This window comes from Altererythrobacter sp. CAU 1778 (assembly GCF_054482795.1).
On sequence record NZ_JBTLRP010000004.1, the window covers coordinates 43,116 to 67,089 of the forward strand.

Below are 23,974 nucleotides of genomic sequence, written 5' to 3' on the forward strand. Positions count from 1 at the left end.
ATGAAACGTGCCGTCGCCGCGATCCTCGCGGCCACCCTACCCCTTACGAGTGCATCGGCCGATGTCGGCAGTTCGATGGACTCGTTCCTCAATGATGTTGGCGGCGCCGCCAACGTCAACGGGCCAACCGCGTTCGAGGGTCAGTCGGCAGGCTATTACAGCCTCGGCAACGTCTGGACGCGCTTCCCGCAGAAGACGACCAACATCGCCAATCTGCAACTACCGCGCGCCCGGGCGGGCTGCGGCGGCATCGACATCTTTGCCGGATCCTTCAGCTTCATCAACGCGAGCGAGATCGTCGCGATGCTGAAGGCTGTCGCCAACAATGCGGTGGGCTTCGCTTTCAGCCTGGCGATCGACACGGTCTGCCCGGAATGCTCGAAGATCATGCAGGAGTTCAGCCAGAAGGCTCAGCTCATGAACAACCTCAACATCAACTCCTGCGAAATGGCGCAGGGGCTGGTGGGCGGCATCTGGCCCAAGGGCGATCTGGCCGACAAGGCGATCTGCGAGGCGATCGGCAATTCGGAAGGTATCTTCACGGACTATGCAGCCGCCAAGCACGGGTGCGGCACCAAAGGCCAGCGGTCGAGTACGACAGCGCAGGGCTCGGGCAAATATGACGACGTCAATCCCGCCGTCGCGAGAAACTACACCTGGACGATCCTCAAGAAGTCCGCGTTCTTCTCGCCGAATGGCACTTTCGACGAGGAACTCGCCGAATATGCAATGACGCTGCTGGGCACGATTATCTATGTCCCGCCTAAGGATGATGAGCCGGGCAAGTTCGTGCCGATTGTCGGGGAAGCGTCCTCGACGCTGGTCACCTCACTGCTCGATGGGACGAGCAGCGGAAACGTCCTGATCTTCGACTGCGACGAGCCGGACAAGTGCCTCGACCCCGGCTTCAAGTCCCTCAGCCTTCCCGCATCGAAGGCGCTGCGCCCGCGCGTTGCAGCCCTGATTGCCGGTATGATCCAGGCAATCCATGACGACACCGCGATCACCGACGCGCAAAAGGAGCTGCTCCAGGTTGCTTCGATCCCGCTTTACAAGATCCTGACTGTCCAGGCGGCCTATGGCCGCGGCATGCCGACAGACGATCGCGAAACGCTGGCGGAGATCGCCAGTGTCGATCTTCTGTTCGCCGTCCTCGACCGGATCGTCAGCGAAGCGGGCCGCTCGATGTCGAGCTTCATCGGCGCGGACGAGGCCAAGATCGCGATGTGGCAAGGCCAAGTGAATGTCGTTCGGCAGGCACTCGCCGACAGGCAGGCGAACACGCATCTGAAGGTCAACGCCATCATGCAGATCATCGAGAAGACGGCGTTCATCGAGAACGTGCTCGCTGCCTCGATGTCGCCCGGCATGGCCGCCTCGCTCGACTGGTCGCGCGGCGTGCAGTCGCGCGCCCTTACCCACTGATCCCTTTCAGCGCGCCGAAAGCGGCGGGAGCCCAGCATCATGGTCGAGATTTTCACGGTTGGCGGCGGCGACTACCTGGTCAATGTCTTTCAGGCGGTCGCCGCCTGGACGGGCAATGGAGGCTACAAGAGCCTTCTGCAGGTCGTCATGGTCATGGGGCTTGGCCTCTCCGCCATTACGCTGGCGTTCAACCAGGACTGGCGGGCCTGGATCAACTGGTTCCTTGGTGCGACACTGATCTATTCGTGCCTGATGGTGCCGCGCCTCGACGTCCATGTGACCGACCGGCTCAACCCCAGTCTCGCTCCCGCCAATGTCAGCAATGTGCCGCTGGGGCTTGCGCTGATGGCGAGCTTCACGAGCCAAGTCGGCGATTATCTGACCGGCTCTGCCGAGGTGGTGTTCGGGCTGCCGGGCGATCTCAACTACTCGAAGAATGGCATGATTTACGGCGCGCGGCTCTACGATGCCACGCGCTCCTTGCGCATTTCCGACCCGGAATTTGCCGCCAATCTCGACGAGCACTTCCGGCAATGCGTGTTCTACGACGTGCTGCTTGGCCGCTATTCGATGAAGGAGCTCGCCGAGACCAGCGACATCTGGACGACCATTGCGCCCGGCAGTCAGGCGCGGGCCCAGCGCTTCCTGACCCGCGACACCGGGACCGGTCAGGTGACTTCGAATATCATCACCTGCCGCGAAGCCTATGATGCGCTGAACGCGCAGTGGGCCGGACTGATCGACGGCATGGGGACGGTCTTCGGACGCCAGCTCTATCCCAACCAGACCGCCGCCCTCGCCAAGGCCAAGCTTTTTGCTGACCTGCCGGTGGCTTACCAGTACCTCACCGGGGTCTCGGCCAATGCGACCGAGATCTTCAAGCAGACGCTGACGATCAACGCGATGAGCCAGGCCATGCATTCAATGGCGGCAACGAGTGGCGCGGGCAGCGTCGATGTCTACGCGCAAACGCGTGCGGATATTCAGACCGAGCGGACCTATGGCTCGATTGCCAGCAACGCTATGAAGTGGGTGCCGCTTCTCAATGTCGTGCTGACCGTGCTCTTCTACGCCCTGTTTCCGGTCCTCTTCCCACTGTTCCTGCTGCCCAAGACCGGGCCGCTGGCACTCAAGGGCTATGTGACAGGTTTCTTCTACCTGGCGGCATGGGGACCGCTGTTCGTGATCCTCCACATGATGCTGATGTACAAAGGCGCCGCGGACATGAGCGCGGTGGCTGGAAGCAGCGGGCTCAGTCTTGCAAGCTTCACCGGCATGGCCGATGTGAACAGCGATATCGGGCTGCTCGCAGGCTATCTCATCGCCTCGGTGCCGTTTCTGGCCGGCGGCGTGGCCAAGGGCGCCATGGCAATTTCACATCATGCGACCAGCTATCTCAATCCGAGCCAGAACGCTGCCGAGGAAGCTGCGCGCGAGGCGAGCACGGGCAACGTCTCGCTAGGCAATACGAGCTTTGAGAATTCGAGCGTTCTGACGCGCCAGTTCGCACAAGGGACAATCGCGCCAAGCTTCACCTATGGCGCGGCGCAGACCCGGACATTCAGCGACACCGGCTCGATGACGACGAGTTTCCCCGAAGCCAGCTACGACCAGCTTCCCACATCAAGCTATCCCTTCACCCCCAGCCTCGGACAGGAGTTCACTTCACGCCTGTCGACGATGGCATCGCAAGCCCGCTCGAACAGCGAGAGCTATGCGAACATTGCGACGGAATCGACCACCAGCGCCGTCACGAAGTTCCGCGAGCTACGCAGCCAATTCAGCCGAGGATCGGCTTTCGAGAGCGCAACCGGCACATCGAACTCCGACAGCGTCCAGACCGCCTTCAACGAGGTCGATCAGGCCTCGACAAACCTCCAGCGTCAGTTCGGCCTCTCACGAAGGGCTGCTGACGACATTTCGACCGCATGGTTCCTTGGGGGCGAAGCAGGCGCTAAAGCTGGGGTTACCAACGGTGTGCTTTCCGCAAACGTGGGGGCAAAGGCTGGCGGAACTCGCACCTGGACCGACAGCGACATCGGCATCGCATCCGAGGACCGCTCGCGCATCTTCGGCAGCCTCGCGCAAATGTCGGACAGTAGGAACTGGTCGAGCACGCGCGACGGGTTTGTTCGCAGTGTCAGTACCTCGTCGAGTTCCTCGATCTCGTCGACCGCGAGCGGCATGAACGCTTCTCTAACCGAGGCCCAGAGTTACAGCCGCGAAGCACGGCGGGCTGAGGAACTGGCAAATCGCCTCGAAAGCCAGGCATCGTTCTTCGAAGGCAACAGCGCCACAGGCAGCCTCAATCTGTCACAGGCCTACCGCGAATGGGGCTTGGTCGAAATCGAACGCAATCGCGACTTCTACGGCAATATCCGGTTCGACGACCTGACGTTTCAGCTCAGTCCGGAAGGTCAGGCGCTGCAGGGCAAATTCATCGAAAGCTACGCTGAACAGCTGCGCGACGGGATTGAGGACAGGCTCGTACTGACGCCAGGACAGCCAATCTCGCGCCCTTCGGTCACAGGACCGGGATCTGTCAGAGGTCGTGCCCAAATCGGTGGAGGGGTCTCTGGAAACGTGCCGCAGGTAGACCCCGGCACCGTTCACGACGAAGTGCTGCGCGCTCAGGATGCCGGGCGCCAACGGATCCGCGGATCCAGAAGCCGCCTTGATACGGTTACCCGTGGCGCTCAGGGCGCAAGCGCAGAGTCGGCCGATGAAGTGAAAGAATGGTGATGAATGGATTCACCAGAGTCCGAACGACGCACCGGCAAGGAACAAAAACACGCCTAAAATGACAGCCAAGCCCGAGACAGTCAGCTTCCGTCCCCACGGGTCGGCCCAGGACTTCTTGATCCGATACTCCATCACGCGATTGTCACGGATCGCCTGATCGATTTCGGACAGCCCCTCCCACTTCGGAGTACGATGCTCAGCGTTGTCGATGTCAAACTTGGTCATGATCGCATTCATCTCGCTTCTCCTTAGAACATAGCAGAAACAAGGGCCCACGCCATAGAAACATGCCCCACGAGAGACGCGCATCCTTTCCTCAGAACCTAGGCAGGACGTTCACGTACCGGCGTTTTCATGCCGCTGATCCAAGACTGTTGAGTAGCCCCAAAAATTGCCCCGAGTTGATCATCGAGAATTGACGCGGGCACCCATCAACAGCGCTCAATCTACGTTGTATGCTCTTTGCTCGGAAGTTCATCATGCGACTTGAACGGAGGCTCAGAGTTCACAGCCTCCTCCCATTCTGCGTAGGTCTTACCATCCGGCAATCGCCATAGGATTCGGCCATTTGCCGCGGCTCCAGTCACGGTAGCCGCGGCGGCTGAAACCGACGAAAAGATGTAGTCCGAGGTGAACAGAAGGCCGTCGTTTTGTTCGAATAGAATGCCCTTGGCGAGCAGATCGGAGCGCAAGGCGACAGTCCCCTTGGGGATGGTGTTCGTCGTTTTTATCCGGGCAATAGATCCCTTCGTCACCACGAACTCGCTGCTGGCCGTGATCGACATCTGAGCGGCGAAGCCCTGGCCGCGGAAGTTGAAAACAACCTGTGGCGCGGTTGCCGAACCTATGATTTCCAGCTTGTTGCCGTTTGTCAGATCACCAGATACGACCTTGAAAAGATCACAGCCGAGCGCGCCAACCAGCGTCTTGGTTTGGTCGATGAACTCTTCCATGGCTGCCCGGTCCGGCAGCGGGAGCTTGCCGACCTCGCTTGCCTTTTGGGAGTTGAGCAGGGTCCAGCGTGCGTTTAGACCTGCATCCGCGATCAGTCTGGCTTCAACATAGCGGGCATGGGATTTTGTGAGGTTCTCGTCCTTGCTCACCAAGACAATGGTCTCAGTCCAGAAAGGCTTGCTATCCACGCCCTTGTCATTGCCGGCATGGTATTGAAGGCGATTAGCTACTCCTTCGGATTCGCCGATATAGGCCATTAGCCGATCTGGCTGTGCCTCATCGAAGCCCAGCAAGAGGTACACGCCCGGCCTTGCCAATTCAGGAAATGTAGCCCGTACCTGCTTCATCTGCAGCTTTCGGAACGCAATCGCCTGGATCGTCGACATGGAAATTTGAGCGACGCGGATGCCATCTGGGTCACCGTCCAGCAGGAAAATGTTGATGGAGCGAGGTCTCATGCCACACTCCCGGCAGCCATCGCCCCGCCCAAGCCAACAACCTCCATCAATTTTCCATAATCCGTCACAACGTCATATTTGACGCGATCCTCGGTGATCTGCTGGTTTATTTCGTCGAAGAATTTCCGGGCGCACTCGATTTTTGTTTTTTCGATCTCGCGCAGCTTCATCGACGACATCGTACCCTTTGTTTCAGCCACGAAGTAGATGTGCCTGACGCTGCCAGCCTTGAACGATATTGCCCAGTCTGGGTTGTAGTCACCCACCGGTGTCGGAATCAAAAAACCACGCGGCAACTTGGCATAGACGACAACTTCGCTGCTCGTATCCAACTCCTTCACGAACTCTCGCTCCACGTCGGAATCAGTGATGGCGTAGTCATAGACGTGGTTTTTCAGCTTCGCCGAGGCGCGCGAGAAATCCTGCCCAGTCTGATTGGCCGTAAAGATATCTACGTCGTATCGCTCGTCGACTTCGTCGTAGGCCAGACGCTCGATGACCATGGCGGCCTTCTGTTCGGCGATGACCCGCGAGGCTTCGGCAATGAAGTGTTCGGGATTCATTTTGAACTGTCCGAATACAGCCGGCTGGGTCTGGCCAAGGATCGTTGCAGCCGTGTCACGCGTGAGCTGCGCGTTTTCCGCCACCTTTCCAACCAGGTCATATTTCACCAACGAATGGATGGAGCCGCCTTGTTCCGTCGTCGTGTTTGTGATCGTGAAGCCATCGCCGGCGCGGAGCTGGTCATCCCGCAAGCCGTCGTTCTGCACGCCCTCCTGAATTGTGTACTGGAGCGGTGTCACTCGCAGCTGGCTGTCGAGCGCACCGACGCACTTCGTCACCAGTTCGGCTGAGTCAAACTCGACACGGTACACCGCCTTGCGATTGATCCGTGCCCACAGCTCCTGAAACTCCTTCTTGTCGAAGTTCGTATTAAGCGGGTTGGTCTTGGGCTTGCGTCCATCACCTACCTTGGGCAGCTGGACATCGCTGAAAACGCTGTCGATCAGCTGGAACACCTGATCCGCGTAAGGTTTCAGTTCATCGGGCAACTCCGCCAGCGTTCCGGTAGTCTTGGCATCGTGGTAGGCGCTTGCAATCTGATCGGCATCATCGGTGTAGTCATTCTTCACCAGATAGCGGTAGATTTGTTTGGCCATCGCACCGGTGACCTCGACAGGCCCTTGGTCAGTGACCATAGTCTTGCCGGTGAAGTACTGCTCGGTCGCCTGGCGCGGTCGCGAGGACAGGGTTTCGGCGATTTCCTTTTGCAGGCCAGCGACGAAATCCTTGTAGCTCTCGCTCGCGACCACGGTTAGCACGTTGATGTCGTGCACCACGGCCGGGTGATCCATGCGGTCCCCGTGCTGATCGACGCTCAGCCGAAGTCCGCGCCCCACTTCCTGGCGGCGCGAGATGGTATTGTCGCTGTGCTTCAGCATGCACATGACAAAGACATTCGGATTGTCCCACCCTTCGCGAAGGGCGGAGTGGGAGAAGATGAATCGTGTTGGTTCCGCGAACGACAGGAGGCGTTCTTTGTCCTTCAAGATCAGGTCATAGGCATCGACATCGTCGGAATCGACCGCACGGGCACCTACCGCCGGATCCTTGAGGCGATTGGTTTTCTTGTCGATCGAGAAATAGCCGTTGTGAGTTTTAGCCCCGTCGATGCTCGCGAGGTAGTCTCGGTAGGCTTCGTTATCGATCGCTAGTTCGGACAGATATTCGATCTTCAGAAGTTCATATTCCTCCTCGAAGATTCGGGCGTAATCGCCTTGCTCGTCTGGCTGGCTGTAGTCGCGATAACGCACCACCTCGTCGATGAAGAACAGCGACAGGACCTTGATCCCCTGCACGAACAGCTGCTTTTCCTTGTCGAGGTGGGCCTTGATCGTCTCGCGGATCTGGATGCGGCGGATATCGCGCTCAGACACATCACCGTTGGCTTCGCCTGCATTCAGCACGATGCCGTTTGTGAACTCGACCGTGTCGGTATTGTAATCGATCTGACTTATCGTGAAGCCGCGATACTGATCCAGATCACCTGACTCGACGAACAGGTCGTCACGGAATTCTAGTCGCCGAATCTGGCGCTTGATCTCGCCGGACTTCAGCTTCACCTCGAGCTCGATCCGGGCTACCGGGGCCTTCTTCGAGATGTCGATGCCTTCGAGATAAAGGTAGGCATTGGTCCCGGCGAGCCCGCGAGTTTGGATGCCGCGCACGGCGATCTTCTTCACCAGCTTCTGGTTGTAAGCGTCCAGAGCGTCCAGCCGGTGAATGCGGTTGTGTTGGGTCTTGTGCGTAGCGGAGTAGCGCAGGATCATCAGCGGCTTGAACTTCGGCAACGCCTCCATCGTTGCTGCACCTTCCATCTTCTGCGGCTCGTCCAGGATCAGAATCGGCCGGTTGGAGGCGATGACGTCGATGGGTTTGCGCGACTGGAAGTCGTCCAGCTCTTCATAGATGCGGCGGTTGTCCGCGCCGCGCGCGGCAAACGCCTGGATGTTGATCACCATGACGTTGATACCGGCGTCGGAGGAGAAGCTCTCCAGCTCGTGCAGCCGCTTGGAGTTGTAGATGAAGAACCGGGCTTTCTTGCCATAGGTCTCCGTGAAGTGATCGGCGGTAATCTGGAGAGACTTGTAAACGCCTTCACGAATGGCGATCGAGGGCACCATGATGATGAACTTCGACCAGCCATAGCGCTTGTTCATCTCGAAAATGGTCTTGATGTAGCAATAGGTCTTGCCGGTGCCAGTTTCCATCTCGACGTCGAGGTGAACGCGGGTCGCGGCCAGAGCATCGCGTCGATAGGTCGCCGGGGCAGCAACGCGTTGATTGTTCCGATCGAGCACCATGAACTCATCCAGCCGCTGAGCAACGGGCAGGTTCTGGCGGCGTTGGACCGTCTGGATATTCTCGAGAATCTGGGCTTCGCTTAGCGCGAAATCGGCGTTCTTGAACCCTTCCTCGAAAGCGGCTGCCTGTGCCTTCTCGCCAGGGTCGATGCGGTAGGTCAGGCCATCGACCTTCGGCTGACCCGCGAAACAATCGACCACCGCTTCAACAGCATTGGTTTGATAGGGCTGGACCTTGAATTTCAGCTTCATGAGTGCAGCCTCAGATTGCTTTGACGTCTGTTGACGGCGAGAGCTGGCGGAAAATCTGCTCGACATTGATCTTCACCGCATCCGAGACAAAGCCGTTGTCCCGAAAGACAACGCGCAAAGGCTCACGCTTCGCCAACTCCTTCACCAGTTCCTCGGTCACGCCACGATCAAAACAGGCGACAAGGGCGTTGTCGTCGACGAAGAATATGGTCTTGCCTTGCACTGTCTCACGGTGGATCGGCAGCGTCAGGTCCACGCCCCAGTCGACCAGCACTTGGAACAGCAGATCCTCGGCAGTGCGGCCTTCCTTCACGTTGTCGACCATGTCCAGCAGGTCGGACTGCTTCAGCTCGTCCGGGCGATAATAGACGTCCTTCATGTTGGACGTGTCCACCTTAAGCACTCGGAAGCCGACATCGCGGTCCCAGTCAGGGTGGCATTCGCCTTCGAGGACTTTCTTTCCGGCACGACGAAGACGTTCGGCGGACAAATCGGCTATCGTTGCAAATCCCTCTTTCGCCGCAGTTGACTTTGGATCCGGAACTTCATCAAGTTGGACAAGTATAAACGTTCTGTTTAGCCCGTCCTCTGCGTTAGCTTCCATGACCGCATGAGCGGTGGTTCCCGATCCCGCGAAGAAATCAAGAACAATACCATCCTTGGTGTTATTAGCCCACTTCAATAGCTGCTTTATCAACCGCACCGGCTTTTTGCCGTTGGCAAATGCAATGCCACCTTCTTTCGCGACATTCCCCATGTCCTGATAAAAACCCTTCCATAGGTCACCGCGAATTACGGTGCGACCAAACCGAGGCTTGTAATCGTCAGACATGCGATAATTTAACGATAGAGGCATGAGAGCTTGGAGCGTCCCATTTGACAAAGTCGTTAGGTAATACGTCCGGTGATCTGCCTCGAAGGCAATCCAGCAACCAACCTCAGTGGATTCGTTACCGGCAGAGACTGGCGGCCTATCTATACGAGCGATCTTGTCGAGGTTGCCATTTATAAAGTCCTTTGCAGCATCAGATACGGATAACAGCCTATCCATATTTTTGACGCTGAACGAACCTCGAGAAGAAAATCCAAACTTTTCTATATCGGCACCGACTCTGTCGTCTTCAATCATCTTTTGGGCAAGTGTGCTCAACGTTCCGTCTTCGTTCATCCAAATCGTATAGTGAGTATCAAAAGATACCACTCCGTCAAATAATGGCGTGTGCCTTATGCTATCAAAAGACGCCGTCTTCCTAAATACATGCACAAACTCAGCATTCTTTACGATGGTTCCCTGCTGTGCATTAACTGTCTTTGGACCTGAGGTTGTCGACATTTCGACTACGATAGTGTCAATGAAGTTATCTTCGCCAAAAACTTCATCGAGGAGCCGTTTCATATTTGCGGACTCTTCATCACTGATAGAAGCAAATATTACGCCGTCATCCGCAAGAAGGTTTCTCGCAATCTTCAAGCGTGAGTACATCATGGTTAACCAATCTGAGTGGAAACGGCCATGGGACTCTGGATTGGCCACAAGTCGAGAGCCATCGTCACTCAATTGACTTGATGCAATCAAATATTCCTCTGTCGTCTCCGCGAAGTCGTCATTGTAGATGAAATCGCTTCCAGTATTGTAGGGAGGATCGATGTAGATAGCTTTCACATCACCCAAGAACGTTTCTCGCAACAGCTTCAATGCCTCGAGGTTGTCCCCTGAGACCAGGAGATTTCGCGTTCTGTCAAAGTTTAAGCTCTGCTCGCGATTAGGTAACAGTGTCTTCGAAAGTGGCGCGTTCGCAAGCAAAAGTGCGTTCTTTTTTCCCGGCCAATCGAGTCGATACCGCTCCTGCGGCCCTTCCACGATGTGGTCGCTCAACTCCTGACGCAGTTGATCGAAGTCCACCGCCAGACGCAGCTGGCCAGTCGCTTCGTCGCGCGCCTCGGTCACGCAGCCGGGGAACAAGTCGCGGATCTTGGCGATGTTCTCCTGGCTCAGGTCGGGGCTATGCATCTTCAGCTTATCCATGGTCGTCCTCTTGGTAATTCGTAACAGCAGTACCGGCGGTGACCGCCCTCAGCTGGTTCAATTCTTGTTTGGCTGCGCGCAGCTCGGCGTTGATTGTCACGCGTTTGTTGAATTGCTTTTCGCGCGCCAGCCGCCCCTTGATCCGATCGACCTCTCGGGTTTTGGCTTTGATCGCCTCTGCCTGCGCGATGCGCGTTTCCAGCGAGATGGGTTCTCCGAGTGCGGTTGCGCTGCCGGAAGTTGCCGGGCTGTCGCCTGTGTCGGGGATCAGGCGGGCCGTCTGCCCCTCAACCAGCGGGCTCAGAAGCCGCTCATAAAGAGCCCCAAGATTTAGAGCCACCGGCATGGGCGCTCGGGATGCATCCTCGAGTAGCCAGTCACCCTCAAAATAATCGCCTACCACCCAGCGCGAGCTGTCCGCCTCACTAGGACGCTTGTTAGCTGCGACCAGCTTGGCGCGGTTGCCGTGCACCAACTCGAAAATCAGCGGGAACGGGATGGCCTTGTCGATGGCACGCAGCACATCACGGTTCAGAGTTGCCGTCCGCGCGGTGATGCGGAAAATCTGAATCTCGGCCACCTGCTTCGTGGCCGCCAGATTGACTGTCTCGGGGGCCAGCTTGTGGGACCAGACGATCTGATCCACCTCGCGCACGAAGAGATCCTTCAGCGCGGAGTTGGCACTAGCATGTTCGTAGATCTTGCTTTTGGGGATTACGCGCCCGAACGCTGCAGCCCGGGGCCATTCGTAGAGGATCATGATCCCCCCTCGATGACCAGAAACGCGATCAGCTCGAAATCGTCCAGCCCCTCGATGGTGTGGGTGAGCGCCGTAGTTCGCCCGCCGCTGAAAAGGCTGTCGATGTCCTTTTCTTCCTTCACCTCGATCATGGAGCGGATTGCGCTGGAAAGCAGGTCAGAGTACCGCACCATCTGGCGCCCATCATCGGTCCGTTCGTTGAAGACCCGGCAAACCTCCCGGATCGGCTCTATCTGCCCCTTGCAGCTGGTGCGGATCAGATCGAGCAGCCGCTTGACCTCGGTATGGTCGGCGACGATTTCCCCATCGTCACCGATATAGACCAGGTAGAACGGGTGGAGCCGGTTCTGCTGGTTCACATTTACGCTGTCATGGATGTTCTTCAAGGCGAAGATGACGCCTGGATGCAATCCAAGCTCTGGCTGTGCCGGGACGATGGCATGCATGCCGAACGGTACGTTGTCGAGCTCACCATGCTCCTTGACGTAATTGAGCAGGTCCATGCGGAAATCATTGAGGCCAAGGTCGGTGATCGAGATGCCGGCCTTCACATCCTCGAGTTCAATCACCTCGTCCTGGAGGCGCTTGAGCTGCTCCTTTCGGTAGGCGATATCGCTCGACTTGGCGGTTAGCACGTTGTCGTCACCAGTTGCGGTGACGTCGGCGATCACCATACGGTTTTCGACGCGTTCTTTCAGGTTTATGTATTCATCGAGCGTGATGTCCGGCCAGTAGTTTACCAGCTGGATCTGGCTGTTGGGGGAGCCGATGCGGTCGATACGGCCGAAACGCTGGATGATCCGGACCGGATTCCAGTGGATGTCGTAGTTCACCAGGAAATCGCAGTCCTGGAGGTTCTGGCCTTCCGAGATGCAATCCGTGCCGATTAGGATGTCCAACTCGCCTGGCTCGTTGGGCAGGACAATGGCCTTCTCCTTTGAGCGCGGGGAGAATAGGGTCAGTACGCTCTGAAAATCGTAGGATTTCTTGAGCGTGGTCTTGGGGGCGTCGGATCCCGTGACCTTGCCCGTTTGCAGGCCCTCCTGTTGCGCGAAAGCCGCCACATTTTCGTACAGGTAATTGGCCGTGTCTGCGAACGCCGTGAAGATGATAACCTTCCGGTTGCCCGGATTGAGCGGGGCATGAATCTTCTGCTGGAGCAGTGAAAGCAGGTGCTGGAGCTTGGCGTCATCGGCAGGTGCAACCATCTCCATCGAGGCGATCAGGCTCTCGATTAGAACGAGGTCAGCGGATAGGTCATGCTTCCACGAAGGCAGATCCATGTCGCCAAGGCTGATCTGCACCTTCTTGCCGACGGTGAATTCGTCGAGGCCACCCAGGTCTTCATCCTCAGGGTCGAACTCGCTGATCTCTTCAAGATGGTCACCGATGCTCCCGCCGCGACCAGTTCGTTCGAACTCTGCGATGGCATCGAGCGTGCGCGAAATGTTGGTGCCGAGCGAATGCAGTGTCAGCCGGAACGCCGCGACCGAACTTTCGAGGCGCTTCAGAAGATTGGTGGTCATCAATGCCTGGAGGCTGCGCTCTCGGTCGGCCTGGCGCAGTTTGCCCCGGCCACCCTCGACTTGCGTGTCGTAGATCTCTTCGTATTTCCGCAAGCGGCTAGGAAGGATGTAGCTGATGGGAGCATAGACGGCGAGCTTCAGCACCGACAGCTGCGTGAAGATATCGTTCAGCCCCATTACATCCGGCCGCTGGGTAATCGGGCAATGGAACGACAGCGGCTTCCGGCGCTGCGGAAATTTGCCGATATCCCTCGTGTCGTAGAAGGTCTCGATGTGCTTGCGGGACCGAGCAATGGTCACGGAATCGAGCAGTTCGAAGAAGTCAAAGTCCAGCGCCTTGAGGATCGACGCCGCGGTTCGCTCCTCGGGGGGCAGCGACGTCCACTCGTTGAAGGCCTTCTGAGCCCTGCGGAAAATCTCTTCAATGCTGGTGTCTGTCTTCAAGTTCTTACTGAGGGCCTCGGACTGCCCCTCGTAAGCCAGCGCGAGCTGGTTTCGCAGATCGGTGAAGCGGTTGTTCACCGGCGTTGCCGAGAGCATCATGACCTTGGTCTTCACGCCCGCCCGGATGACCTTGTTCATTAGCTTTTGGTAGCGCGTCTCCCGATCCTTGAAGACGTCGTTATTCCGGAAGTTATGGGATTCGTCGATGACGACCAGGTCGTAATTGCCCCAGTTCACCCTGTTCAACGGGATGCCGAATGATTCCCCGGAAGTGCGGGACAGATCGGTGTGGCACAGGACGTCGTAGTTGAACCGGTCCTTCGCAAAAATGTTGGTGGTCAGGTTGGTGTTATAGTTGCGCCAGTTGTCCGCCAGCTTCTTTGGGCAGAGCACCAGGACGGACCGGTTGCGCAGCTCGTAATATTTGATCACCGCCAAGGCGGTAAACGTCTTTCCGAGGCCCACTGAGTCGGCCAAGATGCAACCGTTGTAGGTTTCCAGCTTGTTGATGATGCCGGTGGCAGCATCTTTCTGGTAATTAAACAGCTTGTTCCAGACCACGCTCTCGCGATAGCCGGTCAGGTCGTTCGGCAGGACATCTTCATCGACCTCCTCGAGGAAGTCGCGGAAGATGTTGTAGAGCATCATGAAGTAAATGCGTTCAGGAGCATTTTCCTGATACACGGACTCGATGTGGTCGCAGATGGCGTTCGTGACATCCTGCAATTTCTCAGGATCCGACCATATCTGGTCGAATAGTTGCAGGTACATCTGCGTGTGGCTCGGGTCGTCGAAGCGGGTTACGAAATTCGAGACGGCATCGCCCTTCTGGTAACCCAGGTCGACCGCGGTGAACCCGCTAATCGGCATGTAGGCGACCTCTCCGTTGGGGCCACCTACATGCATAAACTGCTGCATCGGCGCCTTAGTCCCGTTGGATCGGAAATTCGCTTTCTTGCGGATCCAGTCGGCGCATTCGCGTGCCACGGCACGCTGCGTCAGCTTGTTGCGGAGCTGAATTTCGAACTCAGTCCCGTAAAGGCCGCTCTCTCTCCGCGCCTTGGGAATGAAGAACTCCCGGCGTTCCTTGGTCAGGCGATCAATCGCCCCGTTCGGGGTGAAAGTGGGCGCGGTAAATATGAACTGGAGGCTCTCGATCCTAGAAAGCTCGGACTTGAGCGCCTCGAAGGCATAGATCGAGAAGCAGGAGGCGGCGATCTTCACACGCGAGCCCTTTGTCAGCGCCTGTTTTAGATCCTCACCCCACAGATGGGAATTGTTATCAATGATTTGCATGGATCGCCTCCCGATTGAGCAGGACGATCTGCTGATCCTGAGGCCGCCGAGCCGACGGGTCCGTGTCGAGCCCCAGGCGCTTTAGTGCGTAGTAGAGGAGTGCGCGCTTGACCGGGATCGTCGCCCTGCCCCGATCCATGGCGTAATCGAGTTCGATTGCCTTTCGTTGACCAGCGCTCAGATCGGGGTGGGGCGCGATGATAAGGTCAACGTCACAATGCCAATCGACATCTCGCGAAGCTGCGACATCGGAAGCCTTGCTCGCCCGCGTTTCACCGATGCGGGACAGGACGAAGTCCTTGAATTCACCGCTACGGACGCAGTGTGCTCGGGCGTGCCATCTGAACCCGTCAAACACCAAGGCATGCGGCGCGATCCAGCGCCAGGACGGATCCGGCGACGACATCGACTGATAGAGAACCTCGAGTGCTTCCTTGCGCTTGATTGCGGTCACGACCGCTCTGAGCATGGGTGCAGACACCCCGCGGGCAGGAGTTGGCGCACAAGCAAACCCCGGAACGCTGCCTATCCAGGCATCGTCGGGCGTAATGATCCCGTCAGCTATCGACCGGATCTGGGTGAGATACCGCTCGGCGTCAGGCTTATGGAAGATTGGCTTGAAGGAAGAGCTTCGCACATAGGTCCGTGCGCTTTTGTCGTAGACCATGTTGGTCTCGGCCAGCCCCAGATATCTGTTGAGATCGGCTGACGCCTGATTGATTGAAACCCCGAATGTCTCGACGATGTCGCTTCGGTTTACGTGACCTTCCCAGAACAACCGGAATTCGATGAATTCCAGCCTGCTCTCTACCCCTCTTCGTAATCCTGATTCGACGTCCATGCCCCGTAGCCCCCACAAAAGCTGGACTGACCAGTTTCTGTATGGGCACACCTACTGGACGGACGTAATTAAAGCAATGCGAATCTAATCCGCCTACACGTCAACACGATCCGAGAGCGTGGACGCAACTCCCTCTGTAGACGCGAGAAAATTAAGGACGCGTTGCGTCGTCTTGCGCCTCGGCCGACGCCCTTCGCGAAGATCCTGAACAAACCGTGGGTCCCCGACTGCCTGCCTACCAAACATGCTGGCCTTCGTACCACTTCGCGCCAAATAGCCCTCAATCTGGTCCAGGAGCTCCATCGCCTTCGACTCGCTTTCCGCTTGTGTTCTTGTTATGTTCTTATTAGGAAGACTTCCTAGAGTCTAGGATCGAATTTCCTAGACGGATGCGATAGGACCCGCAGCGATGGAAGATGCACGCAAAGCCCTGGACGATCTGATCCAGCAACGAGGCTGTAATTACTCCTCAATCTCCCGCCTTCTTGGACGTAACGCGGCCTACATCCAGCAATACATCCGCCGCGGCAGTCCCCGGCAACTGGACGAGCAGGACCGCTCCGTGCTCGCCCGCTTTTTCGGAGTAGACGAGAAGATCCTCGGTGCGCCCGAACGGCGATCCGGCCCGGTCGTCGAACTGGTCCATGTCCCGGTTCTCGATGTCGAAGCCTCGGCGGGGCACGGCGCTTTGGCCGAAATGGAATCCAAATGCGCCCAGTTCGGGTTCGACGAAAAGTGGCTGCGCCGTCTGACCGCAAGCAAGGCGACGAGCCTTTCGATCATCGCCGTGCACGGGGATTCGATGGAGCCAACGCTGCATGACGGCGATGAAGTAATGGTCGATCTCAATGATGGGCAGTCGCGGCTGCGCGACGGGATCTATGTGCTGCGCATGGACGACATGCTCAGCGTCAAGCGGGTCGCAATCGAGCCGCAAGGCAAGCGGGTCTCGGTGCTTAGCGACAATCCGGCCTATCCCAGTTGGCGCGGACTGGAGAAGCGGACGATCAACATTGTCGGCCGCGTGCTTTGGTTCGGCCGCGCGCTTCGCTAGGTAGCTCGCCAATGCTTGCCCTCCTCGCTGCCTCGATCGTCGCTGCCGGCCAGACCTTTACCTGCACACCCACGCATGTCTGGGATGGCGACGGACCCATATGGTGTGCCGAAGGCCCCCATGTCCGCATCGCCGGGATCGCCGCGCGCGAAATGGATGGAACATGCCGAACCAACCAGCCCTGCCCCGACGCGTCGGCTATCGAAGCGCGTGACGCTCTCGTCGATCTTCTTGGCGGCCCTCGCGGGACCATATCGACAGGGCACGTCGTGGTTCGTGGACCGAGATTGACATGCCGGTCGGAAGGTTCGGCCGGCGGCAACCGGACGGCTGCCTGGTGCCGACTGCCGAACGGAGCCGATCTCTCCTGCTCGATGATCCAGACACGCACGGTGCTGCGTTGGGATCGCTACTGGAAAGGGCCTGCATGCCGCTAAGCCCGGAGCTCTATCTGACAGGCCGTCTTGTAGAAGGCCCCTTCGGACTTGAACTGCATTCAGGCGGCGGCGTGTGGGAGCTCGACACCGGGCGTGGAGCACGTCGGTTGCTCGGATGCGAAGTGGAAGTCTGCGGACGCCGCGCCGGGTTCAACGAGCTCATCTGCGATCAGATCTGGCCAGCAGGACAACCCCGCCCTCCTCGCTCCAAATTCAATGTAGAACTTCTCTTGGCGTGCAGTGTCGTGGGCTACGGTTTGATCGCGTTCCTCCTCGGCCTTGTTGGACGTCTCGGCTGATGCTGAGCGATTGGGAACTCTGGGCCTGTGCCAACCAGGTTCTGAAATCCCACGGTGAGAATGCACCGCTTCATGTCGCCGAGCAGATCGGCGCGCGCGCGCTGGCGCAGGACGAGGCGGGCATTGCCACCTGGAAAGCCATCGGCAAACGCGTGGCAGAGCTGATGGGAAAAGATCGCCCGACGCGCCTGCAATAAGCCAGTATTGCCTCAGCCACATCTCAATGCTGGTCAGCCCATCGGCGAGAGATCGCCCGGAAAGAGAGTGGGCTGAGAGCTCCTGCCGGCATTCCCCTCTCCTTCGAACTCCAAACCCTGCATGCGTTCGACCAGGTGGCGCGCGAGATCGACACGAGCATTGCGCTGGGTTCGCAGGTCGTCAGCACCGAGCCCGACAAGCGTTGCTTCGGACGCAACCGCAAGCGCGACCTCGATGTGCGTAAACAGGATCTCATCGGCGATTCGAGACATGGTCGCCATGAGAACAAAAACAGAACTAACAGTCAACCGGTGCCATATGAACCCATGCGGATAGACGCTGCGTCAGATCCCGATTTCGAAGGGCTTGGTGATCGAGCGATCGAGTTCGGGCGGCTCGCGAACCGGTTCTTGCGAACGATCAGACGCCTTGCCCTTAGCCTGGCCCGTTGCTGCCGCATCGCGCAGCTGATTGACCGTTTCGAGTGCCGAGCGCTTCATTCCTGGATTGCGCTCAACAGCTGCTTCGAGCTTGCCCGCATTGTCGACAAACAGGGTCAGACCATCGCGCAGACGGGTTATCGTGACGAGGAATGTCTGCTGGTTGGCAAGATTGCGTTCGCGACTGTCCATGACGGCAATCCCGCGGTCGGAGGTCAGACCCTGCGCCATGTGCGCATTGAGCGCGTAGGCGAGATCAAGACGCTCGAGCATGGGGTCGCCGAGCCCCAGCAGTTGTTCGGCGCCAAGCGACGTTTTCACCGTGACACCCTTGGCATCAGCCGCCACGATGCGCGCCTGATCGGCGTTGAGCAGGCCGCGCTTATGATCGGTCGCCGTCCAGCGGATGCGGTCACCATCGTGAATTTCTAGTGGGCGAACCTCAAACAGACGCAGCGGATCCTGCTCACCTTGCGGTCTCATCTGGCCCGGCCGGAATTCAAAACGCTTGCCCCGCTCGTTCTTTAGCATCACGCGTTCGCGGGCGGGATCGGTTTCGATCACATCATAGCGGCCCTTCTGCAGCCCCTGCCCCCTTTGCCGGCGGTCGACTTCGAGCACCATGCCGACTGCATAGCTGCGCGCATAGCGCATTTCCTCACGCGTCAGGTTGACGCGCGACAGCACAGTGAGACCCAAGGAACCGGGTCCCAATTCTCCATTGGCCTTGAGCCCAGTCTGGACGGCTTCATTCACCTGTCCGCGCAAGTTGCGACCCGAAGCATAAATCGCGGTCACCTCCCGCTCTGCAGGCGAAAGCGATAGCCAGGCCGCCGCGGCATCGACGGCGGCTGTATTTCCCGACGCGACGACATGCGGGCCAAGATGTCGCAAGGCCTCATCGATATTTCCGCCCTGCGCTGCATATTGAGCGTCACGCAGCGCTCTCTCTCGCGCGCGCAGATTGGTGTTCATGATGGCGGTTTCGACGCCTGCCTGCTGCATGACGTCGAAGGGTTTGCCCGCATCGACAGCGCCCAATTGCTTCCTGTCCCCTATGCTGGCGAAGCGGTCGAGCTGAAGCAGGTTGGCGAGGCGCACCAGCTTTTCCTTGTCGGCATTGCCGACCATCGAGGCTTCGTCGAGCAGCACCGTGGTGCCGCGCAGAGACGCGCGAGCTTCGGCAAGCCTCGCTTGGTCTGCTCCTGCCAGAAGACCCTGATGTTGGCGTAGAAAGCGCGCGACCGTCATCGAAGGAATGCCGGTGTCACGTTCAAGCATCTGCACGAGCGTGTTCTGGACTGCTAGCCCGAGTACGGACCTGCCTTCCTCGCGCAAGATGTCCGCCACGGGTTTGAGGACGGTACTCTTGCCGGCGCCAGCTACGCCTTGAATAGCGACAATCCGGTTGTGCGAGGCGAGAAGCAGGCGCCCTGCCCCTTCCTGCCCAGGGTTCAAGGTTAGGCCATATTTGAGCTGAGATAGCGCCTGTAGCCGCTCTCCGGCCACATCAGTTGCGACCACGGCAGTTCCATGCCCGCGTCCGTTCTCGACGGCGGCGATGATGCGTTGCTCGAGCCCGATCGCATCGCGGGTCGTGACAAGATTGCGATCTGCACCCTTGCCTTTTTGCAGGTGGCCTTGACGCAGCAATTGGTCGACGCGGTGTTCGATATCGGCAAGAGTAGTGGGCAAGGCGAAGCCTAGCGCTGAGCGATATATCTCGGTCCGCGAGAACGCTGCCTCGCGCTCGCCCAAGTGCCGGATCGCCGATGCGACCGCATGAACGGCGGCGATCTGCTCGGGCGTCCGGCGCCCCATGTCGCGCGGCACAAGCGGGTCGCCCTGACGTAGCCCCAGACGCTCCGTAAACGTCGCAGCCAGCATCCGCGCCCGCTGGCCGATCGATCGCACCGAGTTTCCAATTCCGGAGACAGAGCCAATGTCGGTGGCGGCCCGTGCATTGGCCTGTGAAATAACAAGCCTCGGATCAAAGCCCAACTGTGCTGCTGCCTCGCGCCATTGGTTCACGAGAGCCTGGCGGTCTGCCACCGGCCCTTTGTCCGCCCGGGTCATCAGATTGGCCGCATTGCGCGCCGCGAGGCCTTTGCCTTCCATCGTCGAAAGCTTGTCGAGGATCTCGGCACGGCGCGAACTGAAGGCATCACGAACGGGTTTAGGAACGCCCACCGCTTCGAAATTGCCATGTTTGCCGTATTCCCCAACCTGGTAGCCGAGCTTTTCTACGGCCAAGCGGAAGCGCGCCATGGTCATGGCATTGAGCAGCGTGTTGTGCTCCCAAATCTTGTCATTTCTCAGCGCTCGCCATTTGCCATCGGGTCCCTGGGTGACATTGGCAACCACGGCGTGAAAGTGCGCGTTGGGCTCCTGATTGCGGTTCGTATCGTGCTGGAAAAGCCCGATCACGAGATTGCGCGTCGCGACCACCCGTTCCTTGCCTCGGACCTCCATGCGGGTTTCGGCGAGATTCTTCTCAGCCCAGGCCAGAGTTTCGCGGACGGCAGCGCCATAGGCATCGAGGATACGCCTGTCGCCGCCGACGAGGGCAAGGATGGACCAGCTCTTGGGCATCGAGAATGTGAGGTCGGTGCCGGCGCGATGCGCCCTGTTATCGCTCCCGACACGGCTTCCATCGGGCAGCATGCCCTTGAGCACGGCCTCGAACTGCGAGGCTTCGATAACGCCTCGCAGTCCAAGCGCCTCCGCGCCTTTGCCAAGCCATTGACCAGATCTCTCGGCATCGGCGCGGGTATAGTAATTGTCAGCGGCAAAGTAGTTGGCAGCGCCGCTGGCGGTACGGACGTTGGCTACAGAGAGCATCAGGCGTCACTCCGCCCGGCGGCGTCTGCCTCGTGCGTCACAGTTCGAAATCGCCGAGGTCGGGACCCCCGTGCGAAGGCTGATCCTGCTCGGGAACGCCGTCTTCGAGCATGAGCTTGCGGGCTTCTGCCTCTCGCTGGCGCTGGGCTGTCCGATCGACGGCTTGCGGCTTATCCGAGGGCGGATCGGCCCGCGGCAAGTCGCTTCGGCGTCCCTCCTTCACGCTATTCGATGGATCCTTCTCATCGGGATGATCGCCTTTGCGGAGCGCCGCATTTGTCGGCACCAATGGACGGGAATTACGCGGCGTTGCCTTGCTTGCTTCGGGCGACGATTTTCGCGGATGACCGGACTTACCTGACGGCTTCCTGAGGTCGTCGGGAATGTCCTTTTCGTCCTGTTTCGCCGCCTGCTGGCGTGATCGCTTGGCATCCGCCTCGACTACCGGCTCAAGCGGAAGAGTACCTTGCTTTGGGACGACAGGCTTGCCTGCCCCGTCATCGTTCGACGAAGGATGTTCGCTCTGGTTTGTTGGCGGACTAGCAGACGTCTGGCCGCCCCCAGTTTCGCCTTCGGCTTTCCGGATTGGCTCTCGATCCTTGGCCCGACCGACGAAGACATGTGCGATTCTTTCCCGGTCTATCGGCTTCAAACGGACCGGCGCTGCAGGAAAGCCATCCGGGAATTTGATGAAGCCTGACAGGCGCGGCAGGTTCATCAACTGGTCGGGCAGCAGCAAGGGCTCGATATGCTTGCGCGGCGTCAGGCTGACGGCGTCGCGAGCATTGTTGTAGCCATAGGTGTAGCCCTCTTCCATGTCGCGAACCTGGCGATGGCCGATGAAGTCGGAACACCAGGTAGCTGTCTCGCGGTCTGCCGTACCGAGGATCAATTTGGTCCGGGCAAGCGATGCAAGCGTCATCGCCATGTTCTCACCGTAGACCTCCTTGAGCTTGGCGTAGGCATGGATGCCGGTGACGATTGCGCCGCCGAAATTGCGCGCCGTCTGCAGGCCTTTTTCGAGAGCGGGGAGCCGGTGAAGCGCACCCAGCTCGTCGATGAAGAACCAGCATTTGAGGTCCTTGGTGCGCGGCATCGTCATCAGCGTATTCATTGCCGTATCGAGCCACAGCGTGAGCAGCTGCGCGCACACGCTCATGTCGACGTAGCGCGCGGAGATGAAGACCATCGAGCCACTTCTTTTGGCGTTAGTGCCCTCGTCTTCATGGGCGCCCTCCTCGATCCAGTCTCGGACCGAAAAGCGGCGCCTGGAAGTGGGCAGGAGCTTCAGCGCCTTGGCGTTCACGTTGAACACTGCCCGGATCGATTCCGCCATGCGCGCGGCTTCAGGAGCAGTCAGGGGATCGGCGATCGTGCCTCGCATCATGGCGTGGACCCGCGAGAGATCAGCGGTCATCAGTTCGCGGGCAAGCGCAGCATTGGTGCCCCGCCCTTCGGCCACCAGCTTGAGGCAGAACTCGACGAACAAGGCTCGCGCCGCGATGACCCAGAACTGCGCCTCCCCGCCCCCGTCATGGGGTACGAGGGCTTCCGCTGCCGCCCAGAATTCACCTTCGGTGCGGCATTCGTCGAAGAGGCTCCATTGGGGACAGCGCGCGTCGAGCGGGTTCAGAATTATGTCCCGGTCGGCCTGGTAGAAGTGTTCGATGAAAGCGCCGGTTAGGTCGAATACGACGCAGCGCTGTCCCTTGGCGCGGGCTTCGGCAATCATGTCCGACATGGCGACTGTTTTGCCCATACCGGTGGTCCCGATGAGCATGGCGTGGCTCTGTTCGAGCCTCCAGGGATAGACGACCGTCGCAAGATGCGAGGGCCGGTATGGAAATGCCGCAGACAGTTCCTTGGGCGAACACAGATGCCATTTCCAACCCATGGCGCTCGAAAGCTCTCGGGCGCGCTCGCGCTGGTTGTGCCCGCGCAGCTCATCGACCAGTTCCGGTAGTGTCACGAGCATGGCACCGCGCTCATGCTTGCGCTCTTTCGAACGGCTGCCGAAGCGCGCCGCGAACCAGTAGAACAGCACGAAAGCCGGCACGAGAAGCAAGGCCGAACGCACCAGAGCATCGCCCACCAAGTCGAGCAAATGATCCCAGGCATTGATCACCGGCGGATAGGCATCGAGCATGATGATGGGGAGCTGGATAGTTCCTCCCAACCCCGTTTCGAGTGCGACCTGTTTGGCCGGATCGAACTCCATGAAGCCGTAGATGGCAGCATAAATTCGCATCCAGACGAGGTAGGTTTCGTGATCGCTCAGCCCTGCCGAAATGGTCCACCAGCTAGTCCAGGAAATGCCGATGGCGGCGATGATCAGCGGCCCCTTGAGACCCGCTGCAAACATGAAGCTGAAGTGCCCGAGCAGCTGACTTCCGCGCGTGAAGTTGACGAGGTTACGCTTCATCGGAACCTCCCTCGCCGGCGTTTGCGGTAAGCCCGAGTTCCTTGCATTTGCGCGCGTAGGCTTGATGGGCTCGCTCACGCAGACCGTGATCGGCATGCCCTGCGAGAAGGGCATCGACGCCGACCATTGTGAACACCGATTGGCGGCTGACGCGGTCCAGCGATGCCTCGAGCTTGGATGCAAGATCGTCGTTTTCGCATGCCTGCGAAAGCAGCGACCGGATCCATTCGCTGACGCTTATATCGCGCCGCTTTGCTGCAGTACGAACCCGCTCAGCGAGCTCGACGGTGACATGTACCTGGAGAGATTTTGGCCGTGTCATGCACGGACTCCTTGTGGTCAGGAGCCCGGAACGCACTGCGAAAGGCGGTTATTGTCTAAATCAGAAACGAGAACATGTCAAGAACGCTCGGAATGCGCAGGAACGCGCCATTCCTGGCTGCCTTCAATCAAATGCGATTGGCGAATTGGCGACCATTCATTTCTGATTGAGAAGCTGCCATTTTTGCAAGAATCCATCACCACACTGTATTTACGATCTTTTTTACTGACTACCGCCTGCGATTTGTCGCGTACGGTGTGCGCGAAGTTGTTCCCTATTTGGACCGTTGTGATCGACCACTTCCCCGCCCGATTTCCGATGGCAAAGGTCTTGGTTTCACATGGATTTTGTAGCCCATTCGGCGCTTGAAGGA

At 58.7% G+C, this 23,974-nt stretch carries 18 protein-coding genes; 6 read left to right on the forward strand and 12 right to left on the reverse strand.

Annotation, left to right across the window (positions count from 1 at the left end; genetic code table 11):
• Together ACXYN8_RS13480 and ACXYN8_RS13485 are read left to right on the forward strand one after the other, a co-directional pair.
• Nucleotides 1–1,425, forward strand: coding sequence for a conjugal transfer protein TraH (locus ACXYN8_RS13480; protein WP_458890005.1), 1,425 nt, complete (start codon nucleotides 1–3; stop codon nucleotides 1,423–1,425).
• Between the two features lie 39 nt (nucleotides 1,426–1,464).
• Nucleotides 1,465–4,167, forward strand: a complete 2,703-nt coding sequence (locus tag ACXYN8_RS13485) for a conjugal transfer protein TraG N-terminal domain-containing protein (RefSeq protein WP_458889990.1) — start codon at nucleotides 1,465–1,467, stop codon at nucleotides 4,165–4,167.
• A gap of 9 nt (nucleotides 4,168–4,176) precedes the next feature.
• Here the strand turns inward: ACXYN8_RS13485 and ACXYN8_RS13490 are convergent, their stop codons facing one another.
• The 7 genes from ACXYN8_RS13490 to ACXYN8_RS13520 form a co-directional block, all read right to left on the reverse strand.
• Nucleotides 4,177–4,404 carry a hypothetical protein gene (locus tag ACXYN8_RS13490; RefSeq protein ID WP_458889991.1) on the reverse strand — a complete coding sequence of 76 codons (228 nt, stop codon included), beginning with the start codon at nucleotides 4,402–4,404 and terminating at the stop codon, nucleotides 4,177–4,179.
• Nucleotides 4,405–4,613: 209 nt separating this feature from the next.
• A complete protein-coding gene (locus ACXYN8_RS13495) occupies nucleotides 4,614–5,579 on the reverse strand; it encodes a GIY-YIG nuclease family protein (RefSeq protein WP_458889992.1) in 966 nt (321 codons plus the stop codon).
• Nucleotides 5,576–8,695, reverse strand: coding sequence for a type III restriction-modification system endonuclease (locus ACXYN8_RS13500; RefSeq protein ID WP_458889993.1), 3,120 nt, complete (start codon nucleotides 8,693–8,695; stop codon nucleotides 5,576–5,578). Before ACXYN8_RS13500 ends, ACXYN8_RS13495 begins: the two co-directional genes overlap by 4 nt.
• 10 nt (nucleotides 8,696–8,705) lie before the next feature.
• On the reverse strand, nucleotides 8,706–10,721 hold the full coding sequence (locus ACXYN8_RS13505) for a site-specific DNA-methyltransferase (protein ID WP_458889994.1): 2,016 nt from the start codon (nucleotides 10,719–10,721) through the stop codon (nucleotides 8,706–8,708).
• The gene (locus tag ACXYN8_RS13510; protein ID WP_458889995.1) at nucleotides 10,714–11,481 is read right to left on the reverse strand and encodes a DUF4391 domain-containing protein; all 768 of its coding nucleotides are present in this window, start codon (nucleotides 11,479–11,481) and stop codon (nucleotides 10,714–10,716) included. Before ACXYN8_RS13510 ends, ACXYN8_RS13505 begins: the two co-directional genes overlap by 8 nt.
• Entirely contained in the window at nucleotides 11,478–14,747 is a 3,270-nt protein-coding gene (locus ACXYN8_RS13515; RefSeq protein WP_458889996.1) for a helicase-related protein, read from the reverse strand. Before ACXYN8_RS13515 ends, ACXYN8_RS13510 begins: the two co-directional genes overlap by 4 nt.
• Nucleotides 14,734–15,588: a WYL domain-containing protein gene (locus ACXYN8_RS13520; RefSeq protein ID WP_458889997.1), complete on the reverse strand. Its 855-nt coding sequence runs from the start codon at nucleotides 15,586–15,588 to the stop codon at nucleotides 14,734–14,736. Before ACXYN8_RS13520 ends, ACXYN8_RS13515 begins: the two co-directional genes overlap by 14 nt.
• Before the next feature lie 409 nt (nucleotides 15,589–15,997).
• Between ACXYN8_RS13520 and ACXYN8_RS13525 the strand changes: the two genes are divergently transcribed.
• Genes ACXYN8_RS13525 through ACXYN8_RS13540 form a run of 4 tightly spaced genes read left to right on the forward strand, consistent with a single transcriptional unit; the run spans nucleotide 15,998 to nucleotide 17,575 of the window.
• The gene (locus tag ACXYN8_RS13525) at nucleotides 15,998–16,642 is read left to right on the forward strand and encodes a S24 family peptidase (protein WP_007011047.1); all 645 of its coding nucleotides are present in this window, start codon (nucleotides 15,998–16,000) and stop codon (nucleotides 16,640–16,642) included.
• 11 nt (nucleotides 16,643–16,653) lie between these two features.
• Nucleotides 16,654–17,079 carry a thermonuclease family protein gene (locus ACXYN8_RS13530; RefSeq protein WP_082820013.1) on the forward strand — a complete coding sequence of 142 codons (426 nt, stop codon included), beginning with the start codon at nucleotides 16,654–16,656 and terminating at the stop codon, nucleotides 17,077–17,079.
• Nucleotides 17,070–17,378 (forward strand): DUF5818 domain-containing protein, encoded by a 309-nt coding sequence (locus ACXYN8_RS13535; protein ID WP_458889998.1) that lies wholly within the window; start codon nucleotides 17,070–17,072, stop codon nucleotides 17,376–17,378. The genes ACXYN8_RS13530 and ACXYN8_RS13535 overlap by 10 nt, the downstream gene beginning before the upstream one ends.
• A complete protein-coding gene (locus ACXYN8_RS13540; protein WP_458889999.1) occupies nucleotides 17,378–17,575 on the forward strand; it encodes a DUF6961 family protein in 198 nt (65 codons plus the stop codon). The genes ACXYN8_RS13535 and ACXYN8_RS13540 overlap by 1 nt, the downstream gene beginning before the upstream one ends.
• Before the next feature lie 33 nt (nucleotides 17,576–17,608).
• Here ACXYN8_RS13540 and ACXYN8_RS13545 read toward each other — a convergent pair whose 3' ends face one another.
• From ACXYN8_RS13545 to ACXYN8_RS13565, 5 genes are all read right to left on the reverse strand, one after another.
• The gene (locus ACXYN8_RS13545; protein WP_458890000.1) at nucleotides 17,609–17,857 is read right to left on the reverse strand and encodes a hypothetical protein; all 249 of its coding nucleotides are present in this window, start codon (nucleotides 17,855–17,857) and stop codon (nucleotides 17,609–17,611) included.
• 63 nt (nucleotides 17,858–17,920) lie between these two features.
• Nucleotides 17,921–20,857 (reverse strand): MobF family relaxase, encoded by a 2,937-nt coding sequence (gene mobF / locus ACXYN8_RS13550; RefSeq protein WP_458890001.1) that lies wholly within the window; start codon nucleotides 20,855–20,857, stop codon nucleotides 17,921–17,923.
• A gap of 37 nt (nucleotides 20,858–20,894) precedes the next feature.
• Nucleotides 20,895–23,279, reverse strand: coding sequence for a type IV secretion system DNA-binding domain-containing protein (locus tag ACXYN8_RS13555; RefSeq protein ID WP_458890002.1), 2,385 nt, complete (start codon nucleotides 23,277–23,279; stop codon nucleotides 20,895–20,897).
• Nucleotides 23,269–23,601, reverse strand: coding sequence for a ribbon-helix-helix protein, CopG family (locus tag ACXYN8_RS13560; RefSeq protein ID WP_103729564.1), 333 nt, complete (start codon nucleotides 23,599–23,601; stop codon nucleotides 23,269–23,271). The genes ACXYN8_RS13555 and ACXYN8_RS13560 overlap by 11 nt, the downstream gene beginning before the upstream one ends.
• 77 nt (nucleotides 23,602–23,678) lie before the next feature.
• Nucleotides 23,679–23,974, reverse strand: a 296-nt coding sequence (locus ACXYN8_RS13565) for a hypothetical protein (protein ID WP_458890003.1), incomplete at its 5' end; no start/stop codon positions are given.

What these genes read in the sequence shown, in the direction of transcription:
- ACXYN8_RS13480 (WP_458890005.1), top strand. Translation starts at nt 1, where the DNA reads ATGAAACGTGCCGTCGCCGCGATCCTCGCGGCCACCCTACCCCTTACG.
- ACXYN8_RS13485 (WP_458889990.1), top strand. Translation starts at nt 1,465, where the DNA reads ATGGTCGAGATTTTCACGGTTGGCGGCGGCGACTACCTGGTCAATGTC.
- ACXYN8_RS13490 (WP_458889991.1), bottom strand. Translation starts at nt 4,404, where the DNA reads ATGAATGCGATCATGACCAAGTTTGACATCGACAACGCTGAGCATCGT.
- ACXYN8_RS13495 (WP_458889992.1), bottom strand. Translation starts at nt 5,579, where the DNA reads ATGAGACCTCGCTCCATCAACATTTTCCTGCTGGACGGTGACCCAGAT.
- ACXYN8_RS13500 (WP_458889993.1), bottom strand. Translation starts at nt 8,695, where the DNA reads ATGAAGCTGAAATTCAAGGTCCAGCCCTATCAAACCAATGCTGTTGAA.
- ACXYN8_RS13505 (WP_458889994.1), bottom strand. Translation starts at nt 10,721, where the DNA reads ATGGATAAGCTGAAGATGCATAGCCCCGACCTGAGCCAGGAGAACATC.
- ACXYN8_RS13510 (WP_458889995.1), bottom strand. Translation starts at nt 11,481, where the DNA reads ATGATCCTCTACGAATGGCCCCGGGCTGCAGCGTTCGGGCGCGTAATC.
- ACXYN8_RS13515 (WP_458889996.1), bottom strand. Translation starts at nt 14,747, where the DNA reads ATGCAAATCATTGATAACAATTCCCATCTGTGGGGTGAGGATCTAAAA.
- ACXYN8_RS13520 (WP_458889997.1), bottom strand. Translation starts at nt 15,588, where the DNA reads ATGGACGTCGAATCAGGATTACGAAGAGGGGTAGAGAGCAGGCTGGAA.
- ACXYN8_RS13525 (WP_007011047.1), top strand. Translation starts at nt 15,998, where the DNA reads ATGGAAGATGCACGCAAAGCCCTGGACGATCTGATCCAGCAACGAGGC.
- ACXYN8_RS13530 (WP_082820013.1), top strand. Translation starts at nt 16,654, where the DNA reads ATGCTTGCCCTCCTCGCTGCCTCGATCGTCGCTGCCGGCCAGACCTTT.
- ACXYN8_RS13535 (WP_458889998.1), top strand. Translation starts at nt 17,070, where the DNA reads ATGCCGCTAAGCCCGGAGCTCTATCTGACAGGCCGTCTTGTAGAAGGC.
- ACXYN8_RS13540 (WP_458889999.1), top strand. Translation starts at nt 17,378, where the DNA reads ATGCTGAGCGATTGGGAACTCTGGGCCTGTGCCAACCAGGTTCTGAAA.
- ACXYN8_RS13545 (WP_458890000.1), bottom strand. Translation starts at nt 17,857, where the DNA reads ATGGCGACCATGTCTCGAATCGCCGATGAGATCCTGTTTACGCACATC.
- mobF (WP_458890001.1), bottom strand. Translation starts at nt 20,857, where the DNA reads ATGCTCTCTGTAGCCAACGTCCGTACCGCCAGCGGCGCTGCCAACTAC.
- ACXYN8_RS13555 (WP_458890002.1), bottom strand. Translation starts at nt 23,279, where the DNA reads ATGAAGCGTAACCTCGTCAACTTCACGCGCGGAAGTCAGCTGCTCGGG.
- ACXYN8_RS13560 (WP_103729564.1), bottom strand. Translation starts at nt 23,601, where the DNA reads ATGACACGGCCAAAATCTCTCCAGGTACATGTCACCGTCGAGCTCGCT.